At 64.1% G+C, this 21148-nt stretch carries 16 protein-coding genes and 1 pseudogene; 16 read left to right on the forward strand and 1 reads right to left on the reverse strand.

The window, feature by feature from the left end; all coding sequences use genetic code 11:
• Window positions 1–157 precede the first annotated feature (157 nt).
• The 4 genes from CEW88_RS19185 to CEW88_RS19200 all read left to right on the forward strand — a co-directional run bounded on the left by CEW88_RS19185 (window position 158) and on the right by CEW88_RS19200 (window position 4098).
• Window positions 158–1183, forward strand: coding sequence for an ABC transporter permease (locus CEW88_RS19185; protein WP_108969970.1), 1026 nt, complete (start codon window positions 158–160; stop codon window positions 1181–1183).
• A gap of 62 nt (window positions 1184–1245) precedes the next feature.
• The gene (locus CEW88_RS19190; protein ID WP_108969972.1) at window positions 1246–2190 is read left to right on the forward strand and encodes an ABC transporter substrate-binding protein; all 945 of its coding nucleotides are present in this window, start codon (window positions 1246–1248) and stop codon (window positions 2188–2190) included.
• A gap of 79 nt (window positions 2191–2269) precedes the next feature.
• A complete protein-coding gene (locus tag CEW88_RS19195) occupies window positions 2270–3079 on the forward strand; it encodes an ATP-binding cassette domain-containing protein (protein WP_254694560.1) in 810 nt (269 codons plus the stop codon).
• A gap of 17 nt (window positions 3080–3096) precedes the next feature.
• Window positions 3097–4098, forward strand: a complete 1002-nt coding sequence (locus tag CEW88_RS19200) for a zinc-binding alcohol dehydrogenase family protein (protein ID WP_438839489.1) — start codon at window positions 3097–3099, stop codon at window positions 4096–4098.
• Between the two features lie 669 nt (window positions 4099–4767).
• Here CEW88_RS19200 and CEW88_RS25005 read toward each other — a convergent pair.
• Window positions 4768–4989: pseudogene (locus CEW88_RS25005) on the reverse strand (helix-turn-helix domain-containing protein); the annotation flags it as partial.
• 519 nt (window positions 4990–5508) lie between these two features.
• Here CEW88_RS25005 and CEW88_RS19210 point away from each other — a divergent pair.
• The 12 genes from CEW88_RS19210 (at window position 5509) to CEW88_RS19270 (ending at window position 21083) form a co-directional block, all read left to right on the forward strand.
• Window positions 5509–5862 carry a cupin domain-containing protein gene (locus CEW88_RS19210; RefSeq protein ID WP_108970389.1) on the forward strand — a complete coding sequence of 118 codons (354 nt, stop codon included), beginning with the start codon at window positions 5509–5511 and terminating at the stop codon, window positions 5860–5862.
• 106 nt (window positions 5863–5968) lie between these two features.
• On the forward strand, window positions 5969–7117 hold the full coding sequence (locus CEW88_RS19215; protein WP_108969979.1) for a DSD1 family PLP-dependent enzyme: 1149 nt from the start codon (window positions 5969–5971) through the stop codon (window positions 7115–7117).
• A gap of 11 nt (window positions 7118–7128) precedes the next feature.
• Entirely contained in the window at window positions 7129–7860 is a 732-nt protein-coding gene (locus tag CEW88_RS19220) for an ornithine cyclodeaminase family protein (RefSeq protein ID WP_254694561.1), read from the forward strand.
• Window positions 7861–8880: 1020 nt separating this feature from the next.
• A complete protein-coding gene (locus CEW88_RS19225; RefSeq protein ID WP_108969984.1) occupies window positions 8881–10344 on the forward strand; it encodes an aldehyde dehydrogenase family protein in 1464 nt (487 codons plus the stop codon).
• Between the two features lie 1453 nt (window positions 10345–11797).
• Complete coding sequence (locus CEW88_RS19235) at window positions 11798–12154, forward strand: cupin domain-containing protein (protein WP_108969989.1); 357 nt, start codon at window positions 11798–11800, stop codon at window positions 12152–12154.
• Between the two features lie 265 nt (window positions 12155–12419).
• Window positions 12420–14117, forward strand: coding sequence for an ABC transporter ATP-binding protein (locus CEW88_RS19240; RefSeq protein WP_108969991.1), 1698 nt, complete (start codon window positions 12420–12422; stop codon window positions 14115–14117).
• Window positions 14118–14162: 45 nt separating this feature from the next.
• Window positions 14163–15830 (forward strand): peptide ABC transporter substrate-binding protein, encoded by a 1668-nt coding sequence (locus tag CEW88_RS19245; protein WP_108969993.1) that lies wholly within the window; start codon window positions 14163–14165, stop codon window positions 15828–15830.
• A gap of 82 nt (window positions 15831–15912) precedes the next feature.
• Window positions 15913–16863 carry an ABC transporter permease gene (locus CEW88_RS19250; protein WP_108969995.1) on the forward strand — a complete coding sequence of 317 codons (951 nt, stop codon included), beginning with the start codon at window positions 15913–15915 and terminating at the stop codon, window positions 16861–16863.
• 21 nt (window positions 16864–16884) lie between these two features.
• Entirely contained in the window at window positions 16885–17766 is an 882-nt protein-coding gene (locus tag CEW88_RS19255) for an ABC transporter permease (RefSeq protein ID WP_108969997.1), read from the forward strand.
• An 8-nt stretch (window positions 17767–17774) separates the two neighbouring features.
• The gene (locus tag CEW88_RS19260) at window positions 17775–19085 is read left to right on the forward strand and encodes an NAD(P)/FAD-dependent oxidoreductase (protein WP_108969999.1); all 1311 of its coding nucleotides are present in this window, start codon (window positions 17775–17777) and stop codon (window positions 19083–19085) included.
• Window positions 19082–20080, forward strand: coding sequence for an ornithine cyclodeaminase family protein (locus tag CEW88_RS19265; RefSeq protein WP_108970001.1), 999 nt, complete (start codon window positions 19082–19084; stop codon window positions 20078–20080). Before CEW88_RS19260 ends, CEW88_RS19265 begins: the two co-directional genes overlap by 4 nt.
• A gap of 13 nt (window positions 20081–20093) precedes the next feature.
• Complete coding sequence (locus CEW88_RS19270) at window positions 20094–21083, forward strand: threonine ammonia-lyase (protein ID WP_108970003.1); 990 nt, start codon at window positions 20094–20096, stop codon at window positions 21081–21083.
• The last annotated feature ends 65 nt before the right edge of the window (window positions 21084–21148 follow it).

Here is a 21148-nt window from a genome sequence, read left to right on the forward strand (position 1 = left end):
CCCTGCCGGTGCCCCTCAGTTGGTATTTTACCGATGAATTAAATTATTAAAAACACTTGACCCAGGTCAAGCATCGCGACACGCTGTTTTTAATAATTTTGTGCCGCATGGAGGGGAGACCATGCCTCGGCGCATCAGCCGGACCCCGGGAGGACCCATGGCCAATATCTCGCAGCCGTCGCAAGGCGCCTGGACCCGTATGTTGCCCGGTTCCGCGGCAGCCTTTCACCGCATATCGGCGTTGCTGACGCTGGCGATCCTCGTGATCGCCTTTTCCTTCGCGAGCCCCGCCTTCCTGTCGGTGAACAACACGCTGACGATCCTGCTGCAGACCTCGGTGATCGGGCTTCTTGGCATCGGCATGACCATGGTGATCATCACCGGCGGCATCGATCTTTCGGTGGGCTCGGTGCTGGCGCTCTCGGGCACCGTCACTGGCTTGATGGTCAAGGCGGGCGTTCCGGTGGTGCCCGCGATGATGCTCGGTGTCTGCATGGGCGCGGCCTGTGGCCTCTTCAACGGCTTCGTCGTCACCAAGATGAAGATCACCCCCTTTGTGGCGACGCTCGGGATGATGCTGATCGCCCGCGGCGCGGCATTGCAGCTGACCGGCGCGGCCCCCATCTCGCAACTCGGCGAGGCCTTCGGGGTGCTTGGCAACGGCGCGCTCTTCCGCGTGGTCGAGATGCAACCGAACGGCTTTCCCAAGGTGATCTTTCCCGGCATCCCCTATCCGGCGATCCTGCTGGTGATCGTGGCGATCGCGGCCTCTTACATGCTGCGCCGCCGCGCCATCGGGCGGCACATCTATGCCACCGGGTCCAACGAGGAGGCGGCGCGCCTGTCGGGCGTGCTCGTCGACCGCACCAAGCTGATCGCCTACACGCTTTCGGGTGCTCTGGCCGGCGTTGCGGGCAACGTGCTGATGTCGCGGCTGATCACCGCGCAGCCAAGCGAGGGCGTGATGTACGAGCTCGATGCCATCGCCGCGGCGGTGATCGGGGGGGCCTCGCTGATGGGCGGTGTCGGCGGCATCTCGGGCACGATGATCGGCGCCTTCATCATCGGCGTGCTGCGCAACGGGCTGAACATGGGGGGCGTTTCCTCCTTTATCCAACAGATCGTCATCGGCTTCGTCGTGATCGGCGCGGTCTACATCGACCAACTGCGCAACCGCCGCTGAGGCGGGCCGCAGAGGGTACAGAATTTTCCAACGAAGACTGTCATCTAGGGAGGAAAGACAGGATGAACGGAAGACTTACAAGGCTCATGGCAGCCAGCGCGCTGGCGCTGACCGCGGCGGGCGCCGCCCAGGCGGGCGAGATCGCGGTGATCGTCAAGACCACCAGCTCGAACTTCTGGCAAAACGTGAACCTCGGCGCGACCGCTGCGATCGAGGGCCAGTCCGAGCACACGATGACCTTCGACGGGCCGGCCACCGAGAGCGCCATCGCCGATCAGGTGAACCTCGTCGAGAACGCCATCAACCGCGGCGTTGCCGGCATCGTATTGGCGCCTTCCGACCCCGAGGCGCTGGCCCCGGCGGTAAAGCGCGCCTTTGAATCGGCGATTCCGGTGGTGATCATCGATAGCGCACTGGCCGAGGGTGCAAAGGGCACCTACCAGGCGTTCCTATCCACCGACAACTGTGCCGCGGGCGAGTTGGTCGCCAGCGCGATGATCGACAAGGTGGGCACCGAGGGCAAGGTCGCGGTGATGTCCTACGTTGCAGGTGTGGGCTCCGAGATCGGCCGCGTCGGTTGCTTCAGCGACTATCTCAAGGCGAACTCTTCGCTCGAGATCGTCGGCCCCTACTACTCGCAGTCGCAGATGGCCAACGCGCTGAACCAGACCACCGACGTGCTGGCAGCGAACCCCGACCTCGTGGGCATCTTCGGCGCCAATGAGCCGACCGCCGTGGGCATGGGCCGCGCCATCGAACAGGCGGGCAAGGCGGGCCAGATTGCGGCCTTCGGCTTCGACGGCAACGCCGATCTGCAGGATTTCGTGCGGTCAGGCACGCTCGATGCGATCGCCGTGCAGGGCTCCTTCCAGATGGGCGAGCTCGGCGTGAATGCGGTGATGGACGTGATCGCCGGAAAGACCGTCGAGAGCTTCATCGACACCGGTGTGGTGCTGGTGACCAAGGACAACATCGACGCGCCCGAGGCGCAGAACGTCCTCTACTGAGCCAACCGGCCGGGGCCTCGGGGCCCCGGCCGCGCCATTTGACGACCGCCGTGAAGACCCAATTCGAGGACCGCCCAGCATGAGCCAGACACAGCTTGCCCCGGAGGCACCAGCCCCCCTTGTCGAGATGCGCGGCATCGAGAAGCATTTCGGCGGTGTGGTGGCCGTCAACGGTGTCTCGCTCGATCTGATGCCCGGCGAGGTGGTGGGCGTGCTCGGCCACAACGGCGCGGGCAAGTCGTGCCTGATGCGCATCCTCTCGGGCGCCATGGCGCCCAGCCACGGCGAGATCCGCATCCGCGGCGACGTGGTCGAGATGGGCTCGCCGCAGGATGCGCGGGCGCATGGGGTCGAGACCATTTACCAGACATTGGCGCTGGCCGATCATCTGGACGCGCCGTCGAACCTGTTTCTGGGGCGCGAGCTGAAGACGCGCTTCGGCAATCTCGACGACAAGCGCATGCTTGCCGAGGCGCGCAAGGTGCTGGCGACGCTGAACCCCAATTTCACCAACCTCAAGGACCCGGTGTCGAGCCTGTCCGGCGGGCAGCGGCAGGTCATCGCCATCGCGCGCGCGATCTACTTCGACGTGAAGATCCTGATCATGGATGAGCCCACGGCGGCGCTCGGTCCGTCGGAAACGGCGATGGTCGCCGAGCTCATCCGCAAGCTGCGGGCGCAGGGCATCGGTATTTTCCTCGTCAGCCACGACATGCATGACGTTTTCGATCTCTGTGACCGGGTGGTGGTGATGAACAAGGGCAAGCTCGTGGGTACCCATGACATCGACGAGGTTCACAAGGATGACATCTTGTCGTTGATTATCAAGGGCGAGCTGCCGGCCGACTGGCGGCCGCGCAACCTTGGCACCGGGGAGCGGGTGCAATGAGCCGCCCTACCGAAACCATGCTCTGCGGCACCTGCGTCGAGCCCGGTAAATTCGCGCTCGAGGGTCGGCCGAAACCCGTCAGCGCGCCCGAGGGTTGGGTTCTGGTGGATATTGCCGCCGCCGGCCTTTGCGGTACCGATTACCACATTCTAGAGGGCAAACATCCTTACCTGAACTATCCGCGGGTGATCGGGCACGAGCTGTCGGGCTTCATCACCGAGGACGCGGCGGGCTGGCGCGCGGGCGATCTGGTGGTGATCAACCCCTATGTTTCCTGCGGCAGCTGCCGGGCCTGCCAGCGTGGCAAGCCCAACTGCTGCATGTCAATCGAGGTTCTGGGCGTGCATCGCGACGGCGGGCTCTGCGCGCGGATCGCCGTTCCGGCGAGCAATCTCTATGCCGCGGAGGGGCTCCGTCCCGAGCAGGCGGCGATGGTCGAGTTTCTCGCCATTGGGGCCCACGCGGTGAGCCGCTCGGGCATCGCGAAGGGCGACCGCGTTCTGGTGACCGGGGCAGGGCCGATCGGGCTTGGGACCGCGCTCTTCGCCCGGCTCGAAGGCGCCGAGGTACACCTGATGGACCTGAGCCCGGCGCGGCTCGAGCAGGCGCGGCGCCTCTTCGACTTCGAGCATCTCCACATCGCGGGAGAGCCGATCCTGGAAGGCGATCTGTCGGACGGCTTCGACCTGATCTTCGACGCCACAGGCAATGCCAAGGCCATCGAAGCGGGCTTCCCGCTGCTGGCGCATGGCTCGTCCTACGTGCTGGTCAGCGTGGTGAAGGATCAGATCACCTTCGAGGACGCCGAGTTCCACAAGCGTGAAACCCGGATCATCGGATCGCGCAATGCGCTGAAGTCCGATTTTGAGCGGGTCATGACGGCCATCGCGGCGGGCGACATCGATACGGAGGCTCTGCTTTCGGAACGCATCGCGCTGGCCGATCTGCCTGAGCGCTTCCCGCTGCTGGCCAAGGAGCGGGACGAGCTGATCAAGGCAGTGGTCATGCCGCTGGGGTAAGGGGCTGCCAGGGACGTCAGGGACGTCAGGCGAGCGCCAAGCACCAGCGCGTGCTGCACATGGCCATTGTCGCTGCGGCTCGGACCTAGGCCGCGATCTGCACGGGGCTGCACGGGGGACTTGGCGCGCGCGATCTCCTCGCACCCCAGCGATGGACGAGATTACCGCCTGCGCTGCCAGAACGCCGACTTCGGCGCCGTAGATTGCGGCGGGGTCAATGCTGTCGAACAAGGCCGGAACGGCCCCTCGCACGTGGCATCGACATTCCGGGTGCCTCGGGAGCCCGTTCCCAGATTGCCGGAGAGGAGCGCGTTCACGCAGTTCCGGACGTGGTAGGTGCCACTCTCGACGGGGATGCTGCTGGAGAACGGCGCGTTGCTCGACCGCGTGCTTGCAACAACGCCCGTGGCACGCCGTGGGACGTCACCTACCAAAGGGAACTCGCCTTTGTGCAAAGCGCCCAGTCGACGGATCGATACTTTCCATCCAAGTACAAATCACGACGTTATCCGCTGTTATTCCAAAGCGATGACACCCTCAGCAAAGTTCCCGCGAATGCGGAGGCGCCTGAGTAAGAAATCCCTTGGCTCGTCCCGCTCGCGCTTCTCGACTGCTGTTTCGCGACGCAAGGCGTCGGGCCGCACACTTGTAACAGGCGGCAGATTGGTAGGCGCGGCGCTTCTCGCTCATGGTCTGGGCATTCAGCGCGTAGTATCCCGCGAGCTCGGGCAGGTCGCCGCCGTCGAAGTGATTGCGCTTCAGATCGCGGTAGATGGTCGAGGGGGCGCGGCTCAGGCGATCCGCGATCTCGGGGATCGACATTTTGGCCTCGCGCCACTTGGCAATCTTGATCCGCTCCTCGAAACTCAGCTGAAGGTAACAACGACCCATTCCACATCCTCCATGCAAACTTCTGTTTTGATACAGAATTTGCACTTCGTTTGTGAATCCGCCCCCTACATTTATTCTTTTGCGCGTAAGGGAAATTATGTAATGGAGTTGCGGCCGGATCGGTGCGCGCACGGTCTGAGAGTCTACCCGGGACAGCGCGCTGACTTCGGCCAGCCTGATGCTAATGTTGCCAACCGCCTTCAACCGCATCTGCCAGGACAGCCGCGACAGACCGACTGCATATGCGGGTTGGGAATTGGTGATCCGCCCTTTCTGTCCGGCGGCACGCAGGGACTGACCGCAGGGTGAGGGGCGACCGGTCGTGCCCAGCGTTCCACCCAGATCGGGCTGAAGTTCCGGTCGTCGAGACTCGACAGCGCGATCACCGCGGGCAGCACGACAAATTCTGATTCTTACGGATATAACCGCACAGGCTGCCGAACCGCCCCGAAATATGGCGCTCTTTGTTCGTTGCGGGACGGTAGGCTGGGGCCATTCGTTCCTAAAGAGGCCATGTCCATGACGCTCATCGTTCCCCTCGAAACCAGCCCCGACTTAGAGCCCCGCGACGTCCAGGTTCCCGCCGACCGCCTGCTGGCCGGCAGCCCGGTCTGCAAGTCCTGGGACGTCGACACATCCAAGGACGGCCTCGTACGCACTGGCTTCTTCACCGGTACAGAGGGCACCAACAAGTCGATAAAGGGCGAGAAGTTCGAATTCTGCCACATCGTTGAAGGTGTCGTGGAAATCACCGAGGATCGCGGCGAGCCGATGGTGTTTCGCGCCGGCGACAGCTTCGTGATGAAGCCGGGCTTCATCGGCCAGTGGCGAACGATCGAGCCCTGCAAGAAGATCTTCGTTATCGTAGAGTAAGTTCCCCGGCCATTCCCGGCGGCGCCCTGGCGCCGCACCCTTTCGCTCGCCCCGATCCCGCATCGGGCGGGCACTTGCGCAGACCAAGGCAAAACAGGACAGACGCATGCACGATCCGAACCCCGGCCTGGACCAGTTGACCACGCCCTGCATTCTTCTTGATGAGGCGCGCATGATGCGCAACATCCGGCGGCTGGCGGAGAAGGCGGAGACGCTCGGTGTCACCCTGCGCCCCCATCTCAAGACCGCGAAATCCATCGATGTAGCGCGCCGCGTGCTCGCAGGCGGGGATGGTCCCGCGACCGTCTCCACCCTAGCCGAGGCCGAGGTCTTTGCCGAAGCCGGCGTGCAGGACATCCTTTACGCCGTGGGCATCACTCCGCAGAAGCTGCCCCGCGTACTGGAGCTGCGCGCGCGCGGCTGCGACCTCGTCATCCTGAGCGACAGCCTCGGGCAGGCGCAGTCAGTCGCCGAGGCCGCGAAGGCCGCAGGCAAGCCGATCCCCGCGCTGATAGAGATCGACAGCGATGGCCACCGCGGCGGCCTCAGCGCCGGAGATCCCGACCTGATCAAGATCGGACAGCTTTTGCACGATAGCGGCGCAGGGCTACGCGGGGTCATGACCCATGCCGGCGAAAGCTACGGCGCCGCTGGATCTGCCGTCCATGCCGAATTCGCGGGCAAGGAGCGCGACGCAACGGTCGCCGCTGCGCAGGCGCTGCGTGCGGCCGGCCTGCCCTGCCCCGTCGTGAGCGTCGGCTCGACCCCGACAGCACATGCGACTGAGGATCTGACGGGCGTGACCGAGCTGCGCGCCGGCGTCTATATGTTCTTCGACCTAGTGATGGCAGGGATCGGTGTCTGCGAGACCGATGACATCGCGCTGTCTGTGCTGACCACAGTGATCGGCCATCAAAAGGATCGCGGATGGATCCTGGTCGATGCAGGTTGGATGGCCATGTCGCGCGATCGCGGCACCGCGAGCCAGGCCGTCGACCAGGGCTACGGCGTGGCCTGCGATATTGACGGCCGGATCTACCCGGACCTGATTATGCCGCAGGCCAATCAGGAACACGGTATCCTTGCGCTGCGCCCCGGCTCCACCGAAGGCCTGCCGGACCTTCCGGTCGGCACCCAGCTGCGGCTCCTGCCGAACCATGCCTGTGCCACCGCCGCCCAGCACGGCGCCTATCACGTGATCCCGGAAGACAGGTCGGGCGCCTTGATGCAATGGAATCGCTTCGGCGGCTGGTAGGAGATTTGCCTGTGACCAACGACAGTGCGGGACTGCCCCGCCACGGGTCGATCATCCTACTGTTCGATCAAGCCACCGGCCGGATCGGAGCCATAGTCGAGGTGGGCAAGCTGAACGCCTACCGCACAGCGGCTGCGGATGCGGTGGCAGCCGAGGCGCTCTCACGCCCTGACTCGCGGGTCCTGACCCTGTTCGGGACCGGCCATAAGGCCACCTACGAGGCCGCGGCCGTCGCCCGGATCCGCCCGATCGAGCAAGTGATCGTCGTGGGCCGCTCGACTGAGAAGACCTATGAAATGGTCGCGCGCCTGAAGAACCTCTCCCTGCCCGCCGAGGCGGCGGAATGCGCGGAGGCGGCCTGCCGCAGGGCCGACATTATCGTCGCGGCCACGAGTGCGCGCGCCGCGCTCTTCGAAGCGGATTGGGTCACGCCCGGGACTCACGTGGCCAGCATGGGATCGGACGGCGCAGGCAAGCAGGAACTGCCAGTGGAGGTTTACTCCAGGGCCTCCCTCTTCTGCGACTTGCCGGCGCAGTCACGCGTGGTTGGTGAATTCCAGTACGCCCCGGCGGAGGCCAGCTTGACGGCAATCGGTGACGTGCTGAGCGGCAAGGCCCCCGGGCGCGTTCGTTCCGAAGAGATCACGGTGTTCGACAGTTCCGGCGTCTCTTTGCAAGATCTGTTCATCGCTGGGGCCATCCTGCGCGCCAACGTGGCCGAAAACCTCGGGCCGACGGACTAAGAACAAAAGAAAGTCCGGCGATGCCGTTCTGGGCATCGCCGGATTTTGTTTGGAGGTTCATCCTCGGCGCAGCGCACCTTGCCCTTATCCTGACCGGCAGGACGCAGGCACTGCTCCGCTCTGCAGCATGAGCGCCGGGCATCTCGCTTCGGCTGCTTCGGCTCCCGGAAAGGTCCACCATTGGGCGTTCAGCCGACCCGACACTTTAACGTTCCCGGGCTCCGTGCTCAGGATATTCGACGGCTGGGGGCGATGAATGCGGCGTATACTTAGTTCAGCGGCCCGATTGTCCACCCTTCGCGGCCATCCCGGAGCGGCAGCATGTCGACTGCGCCGTCGTAGAGCAGCTGCGTGGTTTCAGCGCCCAAGCTGCAACAGATATCGCTATGCGACTTGATCTCCGCCAGCTTTTCATAGGGGCGATAGAGCTCCGCGGGGTTGACACCATCGGCAGCGCGGGTCTGCCCGGGGCTCGAAGGAGCAACGCCCGGATTGAATTGTTATCCTCGGAAATTCGCTTTTATGTCCCATAAACCCGCATGGTGCCTGCCGTTGCGTGGCCAGACGCGGGGTCCGCAGGATTGGTGGCGCGTTCAGCGCGATACGGAAAAGACCTGCAGGCGGCGGTTCCGTATGAGTACCATTTCCCGCCGAACACCCTTCATTCCTGCCAGAAAGAGGGTGCAATTCACTAGTTTATGCTGCGGGCGCCAAGCTCTTCCGCAAAATTCATCTGTCTATGCCGCTAGCCTTAGAGGCAGGCCAAACTTGGTAACCAAATGGAACGCTTCTCTCCGGAAATCATCACTTTCGACCGCTAAGACATCCTGACCAGGTACGACATGGGCATCCGCATCGAGGTCTGAGTCAACCGCGGGGTCGAGCCGGCCACCCCCTTCTATGACTACACCGAAATCCTCGACACGCGCGGTCTGGCCGCCCTCGTCGGGCTGAAACGTCCCTATACCGCTGCCCGGTCGTCTATCTCCGTCGGCGGTGCGGCAAACGAAGGAGCCATGCATGGGCAATTCTGCCGAAATCGAAGCCGCCAATGCGCGCATACACCAGTTCTACATTGACGGCGCTTGGGTCGATGCGACAGGCCCGGAACGGGCCGACGTCGTCAATCCGGCGACCGAAGAGGTGATCGCAGAGGTGGCACTCGGCTCTGTCGAAGAGACTGACAGAGCCGTTGCGGCGGCGCGCGCGGCCTTTCCCGCATGGGCTGCAACGCAGCCCATGGAACGCGCCGGGAAGATCGCGCGGCTGCGAGAGCTGATCCTTGAAAACACGCAATATATCGCCGGTGCCATCACCGCTGAAATGGGCGCGGCAATAAGCTATGCACAGGCCGCCCAAGTGCCGCTGGCCGCGGAACACCTGCGTGCCGCCTGCGAGGTTCTGCGTGACTACGAATTTTTGACCCGGCGCGGCCAGGCCGCCATCCTGCGCGAGCCGATCGGCGTGTGCGGCCTGATCACGCCTTGGAACTGGCCACTCTACCAGATCACCGCCAAGGCCGGATCGGCCCTGGCGGCGGGCTGCACGGTGGTGCTGAAGCCCAGCGAACTCTCTCCGCTTAGCGCGGCGCTGTTCGCGGATCTGGTCGACAGGGCCGGGTTCCCGGCGGGCGTGTTCAACCTTGTCAACGGAACGGGCCCGGTGGTGGGCGCGCGGCTGGCCGAACACCCCGATGTCGACATGGTCTCGATCACGGGATCGACCCGGGCCGGGGTGGCCGTGGCGCAGGCGGCGGCGGCGACGGTCAAGCGGGTCGCCCAAGAGCTGGGGGGCAAGTCGCCCAACGTGATCCTGCCCGACGCCGACCTCTCGAAGGCGGTACCGCCGGGCGTCGCTTCGGCCATGCGCAATGTCGGCCAGTCCTGCAGCGCGCCGACCCGGATGATCGTGCCCCGCGCGCGGCTGGCAGAGGTCGAGGCGCTGGCGGTCCGGGCGCTCGAAGACATGCGCGTCGGGGATCCCACCGATGCGGACACCACGCACGGCCCCTCTTCGAACCGGGCGCAGTACGCCCGCGTCCAGACAATGATCCGGACCGGCATCGCCGAAGGCGCCAAGCTGCTGGCCGGCGGCCCCGGTCGGCCCGAGGGCCTGACACGCGGGTTCTTCTCCAGGCCGACGATTTTCTCCGAGGTCACCACCGGCATGGCCGTGGCGCAGGAAGAGATCTTCGGCCCGGTGCTCGTCATCTTAGCCTACGACGACGTCGAAGAGGCCATCGCCATCGCCAATGACACCGTCTACGGGCTCGGGGCGCACGTGCAGGGCACGGACATGACGCTGGTTCGCAGCACCGCCGCGGGCATCCGGGCGGGGCAGGTCCATTTGAACTACCCGGCCTCGGACCCGCATGTGCCCTTCGGCGGCTATAAGCAGTCCGGCAACGGGCGCGAATACGGTGTCGAGGGGCTGGAGGAATACCTCGAGATCAAATCCATCCTCGGCTATTTCGACGGGGAATGACCGTAACAGCCACCACATCGGCGCGACGTTTTCTCTTGTCCCAAGCGGCATGGTCGCGCCGATGCCATCTCATCGAACCCTGACTGGAACGCATGATACCAGTTGGACACGGTGACGCGGGATCAGAGGCGCCGGAGGCCAGGCGTCAAGATTGTGCACCTGTGGGAAAGTCAGGCTTGCCATTTCCAGCGCGTCCTCGAAATTCGCGATGGTTAACAGTGCCAGGTCCGGCTCACCGCTCTGAATCACTGTGTCGATGCCCACCGTAGTGCCATGGGCGAACCGGATGATCGGGTTGTGTCCCTCGCGTCGCGACACGCGAAGATGTTAGGAGCCTGCAGGACCTCCGCCGCCGGCGCCTATGGCCGAGAGAAAAAAAGGAGCGTCCGCAGCGCGTCGCTCCTCTCGTTCCGCCTCGCGACATCCGTGCAGGAACCGTCGACGTCGACACCGATGCGACAGCTCATTGCGGACGGCCCTCCTACCGCGTCATCTCCATGGGTCTCCAGCCCGTGGTCGGGTCCATGCACGGCCGCCATCTGGCGGCCTATGTCGCCGCCTGAGATCCAACGGGCGTGAAGCACAGCCGCACGTAGAACGGCGTGGTATCGCTGCTGCGCAGTAGTCAGTTGGTGACCGCCGTCAGGTCGGGATGTTCCAGCGTTCGCCGGCAGAGCATCTGGGCTGGCCCCTTGGTGCGATGCTTTGGCAGGAGCAGAGCTCACGGAGGTAGGCATATATCGCCCAATTGGTCAAAACCCGGCCAACGCCAGGGACATGACCCCCTACGGGGTAGAGCTTGAAGGGCGGGGAATCTTCTGGGGCACAGCGGAATCGGCCGGGCTCAAGGCCGCCGACCCAGTAAGCTTCCGCCCGATAGATCTCCACAAGCGCCTCGGAATCTGTGGGCTGACGTTGCGTGCTCATGACAAACTTGGCATCCCTCCAAGTGAACGCGCCGCTCTCGTGGCCTTGCAGCCTCATGCTTAACCCTCCCGGGTCTGGATCGAACGGCCGACGGCAATCGATCGCGTGCCTGCCTGCGACTGCGGTCCGGGCCTGTCGCGGGCGACTGTCGCGCGGCAGCGTATCGCGGAGCAATGGCTTTCCCAATCGACCTCGTATCCGCGAGTTATGGACAATCCCGGCGTTGCCCGTGGACCCTGAGCATTGTGCGCAGGTGCGGAGACCCGATATCGGAACAGTTCGGCAGTCCGGAAAATCGGCGCGAAGCGGTGCCGAAGACTCCGCAGTCGCAGCACTATCTGCGGTCACTTTCTGCCGCCAACTCTTGCGTTCGTCACGGCAGATTCATCTACGCCAGCCCACCGCGCGCAATTATCCACTGCGCAGGCAGTAAAATCGGCACGTAACACTCCGATGAAAGCGGCAGTCTGATCTTAACAGAAGGCCCGACCACGGAGCCCGGACCGCATTCCCGACAGGAGCAGACATGACCAATCTGATTGCCATCAACAGCAAACCCGAGTTCCCGCCCAAGGTCTCCTTCCCGGTGCCTGAACGCCTGATCTCGGGCGATCCCGCCTTCAAGACCTGGGCGCAGGACGAATCCCGCGACGGCACGGTACTGACCGGGGTCTGGGAGGCGACACCAGGCGAGACGCACTCGATCAAGGGCACGACCTTCGAGTTTTGTCACATCCTTTCCGGCTCCATCGAAATTGAAGAGACGGGCGGGGACATCCATCGCTTGGGCGCCGGCGACAGTTTCGTGATGAAGCCGGGGTTTGTCGGCGTTTGGCGGACACTGGAAACGGTCCGGAAGATCTACGTCTGTGCCCAGGACTGAGCGCGCCCGGCCCGGGCGCGGACCGGCGACGGATGCGTCAGCTCGCCAGCAGAATATGCCTGGCGAGACAGAAAGTGCAGGGTTTTCTGCCGAAAGTTTCCCGCAAAACACCACCATCTCGCCCCCAGAGCGATCAGAGTTGATCCAAAGGCGGCGCGTCTTCCCTGCCTCGTTCTATCCGGGACCGAGGCGCGATGCAAAAGCAACGTCCCGGCCCGGCGACACGAGCCCTGGTCCGGCCCGCAGCAGAGAGGTTTGAGAACCCATGGTCGGAGATCAATCCGCATCCGTATCCGACACATCCGTCGCGCTGTCCGTGCGCGACCTGACCGTCACCCTACCTGACGGAATGGAACGGAGCCACGCGATCCAAGATGTCTCATTCAACCTGCACCGCGGCCAAATCCTCTGCGTGATCGGCGAATCCGGGTCTGGGAAATCGGTTACCGCCAGCACCGTGATGGGCCTTCTGCCCAAGGCGATCCGCGCCAGTGCCGGATCGATCACGCTGGAGGGTCGCGAGATCATCGGCATGGGCCGCGAAGAGCTTCGCGACCTGCGCGGGCGCGTCGTGTCGATGATCTTCCAGGACCCGCTGTCGGCGTTGAACCCGCTGATGACCGTGGGCGCGCAGATCGACGAGGCCATGGCGGCTCACAACGAGGGCACGCCGCAGTCGCGCCGGGAACGTGCGATAGAGCTTCTGACGGAAGTCGGCCTGCCCGATCCGGCGCTGATGTATCACCAGTATCCGTTCCGCCTGTCGGGCGGTCAGCGCCAGCGCGTGATGATCGCAATGGCGCTAGCGCTTGAGCCCACAATCCTCATCGCCGACGAACCGACCACCGCGCTCGACGTGACGACCCAGGCGCAGATCCTGGAGCTGATCCGCGATATCCAGCGCCGCAAGGGCATGAGCGTGATGTTCATCACCCATGATTTCGGCGTAGTGGCAGAGATCGCCGACAGCGTCGTCGTCATGGAAAAGGGCCACGTCGTCGAACGCGGCAGCGCTGTGAAGGTCCTGAATTCCCCAGAACATCCCTACACGAAACGGCTCATCGCCGCGGTTCCTCACCTGCGCCAGGACGACCGCAAACGCGCTGTCCAGACCGACACTTCGGGCTCTCCGGCGGAGCCGCTCCTGAAGGTACGCAACCTAGTAAAGACCTACCGCAGCGGCAGTGCGTTCTTTCGTACGCAGCGGATCGTGCCGGCGGTGCAGGATGTCTCCTTCAACGTTCCGCCCGGCCATACCCTCGGCGTCGTCGGCGAGAGCGGATCGGGCAAGTCTTCGCTCGGGCGTCTGCTGATCCGGCTGATGGAAGCCGATTCCGGCCAGATCCTGTTCCGCGATCGCGATATTGCTGGTCTGTCGGACTCAGCGTTCCGCAGCCTGCGGCCCAAGATCCAGATGATTTTTCAGGATCCCTTCGCCTCTCTCAACCCGCGCAACACCATCGGACGCAGCCTGACGGTCGGTCCGATCGCGCATGGGGTTCCGCCCGCAAAGGCGCGCGAGGACGCAAAGGCGCTGCTCGATCTCGTGGGACTCGATGCGCGGGCATATGACCGATTTCCGCATGAATTTTCGGGCGGTCAGCGTCAGCGGGTGGGCATCGCGCGCGCGCTGATGTTCAAGCCGGAGTTGCTGGTCGCAGACGAGGCGGTCTCCGCTCTCGACGTGTCGATCCAAGCGCAGATCCTCGAACTGCTCGACCGCATCCAGCGCGAAACCGGCGTTGCCATGATTTTCATCACCCACGACCTGCGGGTCGCTAGCCAGATCTGCGATGAGATTGCGGTCATGCAGAAGGGGCGGATTGTCGAGTTCGGCCGACCCTCTCGGATCTTCTTCTCGCCCGAGGCCGACTACACACGTGAGTTGGTCTCGGCGATCCCCGGAGTGCATTTCGGCGACAGGACCGCGGCGGCCACCCAGGGCTACCGCCAAACCAATTAATAAACGTCACAACAATCAACGAACTTCACAACAGGGAAGATAGACATGACCAAAGACAAGTCCGTAAAATCCGGTTTCACCCGCCGGGCGACGCTGCGCATGATGACGGCCGGCGGTGCGGTCGGCCTGCTGGTGCCGAGCATGCTCGGCAAGCCTGCCTTCGCCCAGACCCCGCCGTCAGAGCCGACCGGCCGCGTCGTCGTCGGGCTCTCGCAAGAGCCGACGGTCTTCAATCCGCTCATGCCGCATATCGAAACCGACGACGGCGTCGCCTTCTCGATCTTCGATGCGCTTTTCCGCATCACGCCCGACGGCGAGATCGTGCCCAACCTCGCCACCGAGGTCCCTACAATCGAGAATGGCGGCCTCTCCGAGGACGGCCTCTCGTGGCGGATCAAGCTGCGCGACGACGTCAAATGGCACGACGGCGAACCTTTCACCGCCGAAGACGTGAAATTCACGCTGGAGCTGATCACCGACCCCAATTTCCGCGCTTGGCGGACGGCCGGCCACGTGCTTGTGCGCGATATCGAGGTCGTTTCCCCCACCGAAATCACCTGGCGGATGGAAGAACCCTTCGCGCCCTATCTGTCCTTCCTCAGTGAAACCTTCATCCTGCCGAAGCATATTCTCGCCGAGGCTGAAGACCCCAACGACGCCCCGTTCAACCAGGCCCCGGTGGGCACCGGCGCATTTAAATGGGGCAGCCGTCAGGCCGGCGACAACCTGCAACTGGTAGCGAACCTCGAGTATCACGGCGACGGGCCCTATATCGAGCAGCTGGTCTTCAAGTACATTCCTGACATGACGGTGCTCTACACCCAATTCCGTAGCGGCGAAATCGACCTCGTCGGCCAAGCCTACATCACCCCGGATAACTACGAAGAGGCCAAGAGCCTTGACGAGCGCGTCGTCGAGCTGGTGCCACGCGGCACGCTGGAGTCGATCTACCTCAACCAGACGCTGCCAGTCTTTCAGGACAAGGCTGTGCGCGAGGCGCTCTATCTCGCCATCGACCGCAAATCGATCATCGACCTGCTCAACTTCGGCGTGCCCGGCGAGGCGGAAACTTTCATGCCCGAGACCTCGGCCTACTACAATCCGGATTTGCCCAAGCATGAGTTCGACCTCCACAAGGCCGCGAGCCTGCTCGACGAGGCGGGCTGGACACCCGGCTCCGACGGGATCCGCGAAAAGGACGGCGTGCGGCTGAGCTTCACCAACTCAACGACTACCGGCGCGCATCTGCGCGAACAGGCCCAGCAATTCATCCAGCAGACCTATGCCCAAATCGGCGTGGAGATGAAGATCGAAAACCTGCCGCCGGCGGTCATGTGGGGCGAATTCTGGGGTCAGTCGCAATTTGAGTCCGCCATGGTGGGCATCACCTACCTTATCGGCGCCGACCCGGATGTCACCAACCGCTTCCACAGCAAGGCCATCGCAGCCGATAGCGGCAGCGGCTCGAACAACGCGCGGTACTCCAACCCCGAGGTCGACAAATTGCTTGAGGAAGGCGCGCGGACCTTCGACATCGAAAAACGCAAGGCAATCTACAAGGAGATCCAGGGGATCATCCGCGATGACCTGCCGTTCTTGCCGCTGTTCCGCTACACCAACGTTTTCGGACGCAAGGAAGGACTGGAAGGGTTCGAGGCCAACTCCAACACCCGCACCGAGTCCTCCCATGCGGCCCTCTGGTACTGGGGCTGACACCTTGACCTTGCCGCCGCCCTTCCCTTCGCTGCGGGCGGCGGCACCCTGACACGACACAGCCGACATGGAGCAGCACCCTATGGCCGCCTTCCTTTTCAGCCGCTTCCTTCAAAGTGCCATCCTTCTGGTGATTGTCTCGATCATCGGGTTCCTGGTCCTCTATCTCATGCCCGGGGGACCCCTCTCGCAATACGCGCTCGATCCCGGCATGACGCAGGAAGACATCGCAAGGATCACTGAGCAGCTGGGGCTCAACCGCCCTCTCTACGTCCAGTATCTCGATTGGGTTTGGAGCCTCCTTCAGGGCGATTGGGGTACTTCTTTTCGCGATGGCAGCCCGGTGACCCAAGTTATCGCCCGACATGTGCCCGCGACGCTGCTGCTGATGGGGTCGTCCACCGTTATCGCCGTCGCCGTCGGCACATGGATCGGCGTCCGCGGCGCGACGCACCGCTATTCCGGCTTCGACTATATCGCCACCGTGGGCGCGATGATCGCCCTGTCGATCCCGACCTTTTGGTTCGGCCTCATCGGCATCTACATTTTCGCGCTGCGCCTAGACTGGCTGCCCGCGGGGAACATGTACACCATCGGCGACGGGTCGGTGCTGAACTATCTTCATCACCTCATCCTGCCGTCCATTGTGCTGGCGCTGGTCCATATCGCGATCTGGAGCCGCTTCATGCGCACCGCGACACTGGACGCGATCAGCCAGGACTTCGTAAAGACCGCCCGCGCCAAGGGGGTGTCGGAGCGGCGCGTGGTGATGAAGCATGTAGTGGGCAATGCGCTGCTTCCGATGATCACCCTAGCGGGCGTTCAGGTACCCTCGCTTCTGACCGGCGCTCTGGTGACGGAAACGGTCTTCACCTGGCCGGGCATGGGGCGGCTCTTCCTAGATAGCCTGGGCTACAGCGATTACCCGGTCGTGATGGGGCTCTTGATGTTCTCCGCCCTCCTGACGATCGTCGCAAACCTTTGTGCCGACATTGCCGTGGCCCTCGTTGATCCGCGCATCCGTCTGGCCTGAGACCACAGGAAGGATATCCCCATGAGCACGACCGACATCACAGTGACGCCCCTGCCCCGCTGGTGGCAGAGCCGCGTCATGCGGAAGTTTTTCGGCCATCGCCTGGCGCTCCTGGGCTTGGTGATGATCTCGCTGCTGACGCTGGCCTGCATCTTCGGGCCCTATCTGCTGCCCTATGACTCGCTACATATCGACTTGCTCGCCCGCTTCGCGACGCCCCTGACCGGCGATCACTACTTCGGCACCGATCCTCTTGGCCGCGACATTGCCGTCCGACTGCTGATGGCGGGCCGAATTTCGCTACTGGTGGGCTTTTTCGCCATGCTCATCGCGACGATCCTGGGAACGTTCATCGGGGTCGTCGCCGGATATGGCGGCCGAACCGTAAACGCGGTACTGATGCGACTGGTCGACGGGTTCCTGTCCTTCCCCACGATCTTCATGCTGCTGGCGCTTGCCGTGGCGCTGAAGCCCAGTCCGATCATGATCACGATCATCATTGCCCTGACCGGCTGGATGGAAGTTGCCCGCATCGTGGAGGCCGAGGTCCGGTCCCTGCGCGAGAGGGAATTCGTGCTGGCCGGGCGGATGCTGGGCCTCGGGCAGGCGCATATCATGTTCCGGGAAATCCTGCCCAACTGCATGGGCCCGATCATCGTCGCCGCCACGCTGACCGTCGCCCGCGCGATCCTTCTCGAGGCGTACATCAGCTTCCTCGGCTTCGGCATCCAGCCGCCGCTGCCCAGCTGGGGCAACATGCTCAACGGCGCACAGCAGTATCTGGGCTCCGCGCCCTGGCTGGCGATCATTCCCGGCGCAGCCATCACCATCGCAGTAACCAGCTTCAATTTCATTGGCGACGGGCTTCGCGACGCGCTCGATGTTCGCAACGACAGTTTCTGAGGTCGACCATGCCCCAAGATGCACGCACCGCCCGCAGTGCAATGCCCTACTGGTGGGATGCCGCGCCGCCGCGTTCCCTGCCCCAGGCCCCACTCCCCGCCAAGGTCGACGTGGTCGTCGTCGGCGCGGGTTTCGCGGGCCTGTCGGCCGCGCTGGTGCTGGCACGGGCCGGTAGGTCCGTCGCCGTCTTCGACGCCCTGCGGCCGGGCGAAGGCGCCTCTTCGCGCAATGGCGGCATCACCAGCGGCAACATCCGGCCCAGCTTTGCTGCAATCTCCAAACGGTTCGGCGAGAAGGTCGCGCTCGGCATCGAGGCCGAGGGCAAGACCGCACGGGAGTTCCTGTACGACTTCATCACCACCGAAGGGCTGGGATGCGATTACAAGCTGGTCGGCAATTTCAAGGGCGCGCTCGGTTATGATCAGTACGATATCATGGCCCGCGCAGCCGAAACCCTGAGCAAGCGGCTGAGCATCGACACCTACGCCGTCCCCCACGCCGAACAGCAGGGCTACATCGGGACGGAGTTTTACCGCGGCGGCACCGTGCGGATGGATATTGGCGGCCTGCATCCCGGCAAGTTCCACGCCGAGATCCTGCGCGTCACGCTGACGGCGGGGGTTGATGTGCATGGCGAAACGCGGGTCAACGGGATCAGCCGCGACGGCACCGGGTTCCGCGTCGCCACGGCGCGGGGCGCGGTCGCGGCACGACAGGTGCTGGTCTGCACCAATGGCTATACCGACGGCGCGACCCCCTACCTCCAGCGCCGGCTCATCCCGGTCCGCAGCCGGATCATCGCCACGGAAGACCTGTCCGCCGAAGTGATGGACCGCCTGATGCCGCGCCGCATGATGATGGGCGAAAACCGGCAGCTGGGCTATTATTACCGGCCTTCGCCCGATGGCCGGAAGATCCTCTTGGGCGGGCGCGATGCCTCGCGCCGGGGAGATCCGCTGGAACCCACCCTGCGCCTGAAGGCCGGGCTGGCGCAGATCTTCCCGGAACTGGAAAACGTCACGCTCAGTCACAGCTGGTTCGGCAGCGTGGCCATGAACCGTGACATGCTGCCCCGGCTCTTTGAACATGACGGCATCCTCTATGCTACCGGCTTCTGCGGATCCGGCGTTGTCTGGGCTCCCTGGGTGGGCAGCCGCGCGGCCCACCGTCTGCTCGGCGACGAAGCAGGCCAGAGCGCCTTCGTATCGCGCGCGCCCGCGGCCGTACCGCTTTACCGCGGGGATCCGTGGTTCATGCCCGCGATAATCAAAGGCTATGCGTTTCAGGATCATATGGCGATGCGGAGGGCGCGGCGATGACCGGCACTCTGCTGCTGACAAAGGAGGAGGTCCGCGGCCTTCTGCAGATGCGCGACGTGATCGTCGCGGTAGAGGACGCCTATCTCGCCTACAGTGGCGGCGATGTGGACCAGCCCCCCTACATGGGCATCCACCTGACCACCGAGGCGGCCGAGATCGATTTCAAGGCGGGGTACCGTCGCAGCGGGGAGTTGGTGTCGCTCAAGGCGTCTTCGGGCGGGTTTCGCGACAATCCGGGCCGCTTCGGTCTGCCCAATGGAATGGGCACCGTGCTGCTCTTCGACGGGACAAGCGGCGCCCTGACCTGCGTTATGGACGGCAGTCTGCTGACCGGGTACCGCACTGGTGCCTCGGGCGCGGTGTCGGTCCGGGCGCTGGCGCGGTCCGGTGCGCACAGGCTCGCCGCCATCGGCACCGGAAACCAGGCACGCATGCAGATCCGTGCGATCCGCGAAGTCATGCAGATCGATGCGATCGACGCCTGGGGCCGCTCGATCGAGGGCGCGCGAGCCTTTGCCGCAGAGATCGAGGCGGAGTTCGGCATTCCGGTTTCGGTCGCGGACACCGCAAGGCATGCCGTGGCGGAGGCCGACGTCGTCGTCGCCACGACCCGCGCCAGCGGAGTGGTGCTGCGGGCGGGCTGGCTGCGCCCCGGCACGCATCTGGTGGCCATTGGTACCGATCAGCCCGGCAAACAGGAACTCGACCCGGAGCTTTTCCGCGATGCCCGCGTGGTGGTCGATGCCGCCGCACAATGCATAGAGAAGGGCGAAGTGCAACATGCCCTGCGGGCCGGGATCGTCACCGGCCCTCTCGACGAGATAGGCGAGGTGCTGCTCGGCCGCAAGCCCGGCCGCCAGAGCGACGATCAGATCACCATCTTCGATTCCACCGGCATGGCGATCCAGGACAACACAACCGCCGCCGTGTTGCTGCGCGAGGCCAAGGCGCGCGGCATCGGCAGATGTTTCGATTTTCTGACCCCGGCGGGATGAGGAGACCCAAGAGATGCAAGACCATCCCACGATAGAGGATATTCAGGCCGCCCGTCCGCGCATAGCGCCCTATATCCGGCACACGCAGATGGTGCGGGCCGACAGGATCGAACCGGCCGTGGGCTGCGAGCTCTACCTCAAACCCGAGACGCTTCAGGTCACTGGTGCCTTCAAAATTCGGGGCGCGCTCAATACCGTGCTGCAACTGTCCCCCGAGCAGCTCGCGCGGGGGCTGATCTCTTCCTCCTCCGGCAACCATGCGCAGGGCTTATCCTGGGCGGGGCGGATGCTGGGGGCGAAGGTGGTTCTGGTGCTGCCCACGTCCTCTCCACAGCAGAAAATCGACAACACACGCGCATTGGGTGCCGAGGTGATCCTCTACGATGGCGACACCGCCGCGCGCTGGAAGCAGGTCTACCGCATCGCGGAGGAAAAGGGCTATGAGACGGTGCATGGCTTCGAGGATCCGCGCGTCATGGCCGGACAGGGCACTATCGGCTGCGAGATCCTGGAGGAACTGCCCGATGTGGATACGGTGATCGTGCCCTTGGGCGGCGGCGGTCTGATCTCGGGCGTCGCCACGGCGCTCAAGGCGCTGAAACCCGGGGTGCGCGTAATAGGGGCTGAGCCCGCGTTGACACCCAAGTATTACCGGAGCTGGATCAAGGGCGAACGCGTGTCACTGCCGCTGCTCGACACCATCGCCGACGGGCTGCGTATCAGCGTGCCGGGCCAGAACCCCTGGCCCATCATCGAGCGCCACGTGGACGAGATCGTGACGGTGGAGGACACGCATATCGTCGCCGGGATGAAGGCGCTGGCGCGCGATGCCAAGCTGTTGAGCGAACCCTCCGCCGCCATCGGTGTTGGCGCCCTGCTCGCAGGGTCGATCACGCTCCGCCCCAACGAAAAGGTTTGCACCATTTTGACCGGCGGCAATTGGGGCCTGCATGACCTTGCGGAGGTCTATGCCGAAACGGCGTCGGCAGCGGGGGCGGCATGAGCACACTGCCCGATCTTCAGGCCGGTGCCAAAGCGCTCCCGGACGGCTGGTTCCAAGCGGCCCTC

It is taken from the genome of Alloyangia pacifica, assembly GCF_003111685.1.
GTDB lineage: Bacteria > Pseudomonadota > Alphaproteobacteria > Rhodobacterales > Rhodobacteraceae > Salipiger > Salipiger pacificus_A.

Bases quoted from the DNA above. Each gene is read 5' to 3' on its own strand.
- CEW88_RS19185 (WP_108969970.1), top strand. From the start codon at position 158: ATGGCCAATATCTCGCAGCCGTCGCAAGGCGCCTGGACCCGTATGTTG.
- CEW88_RS19190 (WP_108969972.1), top strand. From the start codon at position 1,246: ATGAACGGAAGACTTACAAGGCTCATGGCAGCCAGCGCGCTGGCGCTG.
- CEW88_RS19195 (WP_254694560.1), top strand. From the start codon at position 2,270: ATGAGCCAGACACAGCTTGCCCCGGAGGCACCAGCCCCCCTTGTCGAG.
- CEW88_RS19200 (WP_438839489.1), top strand. From the start codon at position 3,097: ATGCTCTGCGGCACCTGCGTCGAGCCCGGTAAATTCGCGCTCGAGGGT.
- CEW88_RS19210 (WP_108970389.1), top strand. From the start codon at position 5,509: ATGACGCTCATCGTTCCCCTCGAAACCAGCCCCGACTTAGAGCCCCGC.
- CEW88_RS19215 (WP_108969979.1), top strand. From the start codon at position 5,969: ATGCACGATCCGAACCCCGGCCTGGACCAGTTGACCACGCCCTGCATT.
- CEW88_RS19225 (WP_108969984.1), top strand. From the start codon at position 8,881: ATGGGCAATTCTGCCGAAATCGAAGCCGCCAATGCGCGCATACACCAG.
- CEW88_RS19235 (WP_108969989.1), top strand. From the start codon at position 11,798: ATGACCAATCTGATTGCCATCAACAGCAAACCCGAGTTCCCGCCCAAG.
- CEW88_RS19240 (WP_108969991.1), top strand. From the start codon at position 12,420: ATGGTCGGAGATCAATCCGCATCCGTATCCGACACATCCGTCGCGCTG.
- CEW88_RS19245 (WP_108969993.1), top strand. From the start codon at position 14,163: ATGACCAAAGACAAGTCCGTAAAATCCGGTTTCACCCGCCGGGCGACG.
- CEW88_RS19250 (WP_108969995.1), top strand. From the start codon at position 15,913: ATGGCCGCCTTCCTTTTCAGCCGCTTCCTTCAAAGTGCCATCCTTCTG.
- CEW88_RS19255 (WP_108969997.1), top strand. From the start codon at position 16,885: ATGAGCACGACCGACATCACAGTGACGCCCCTGCCCCGCTGGTGGCAG.
- CEW88_RS19260 (WP_108969999.1), top strand. From the start codon at position 17,775: ATGCCCCAAGATGCACGCACCGCCCGCAGTGCAATGCCCTACTGGTGG.
- CEW88_RS19265 (WP_108970001.1), top strand. From the start codon at position 19,082: ATGACCGGCACTCTGCTGCTGACAAAGGAGGAGGTCCGCGGCCTTCTG.
- CEW88_RS19270 (WP_108970003.1), top strand. From the start codon at position 20,094: ATGCAAGACCATCCCACGATAGAGGATATTCAGGCCGCCCGTCCGCGC.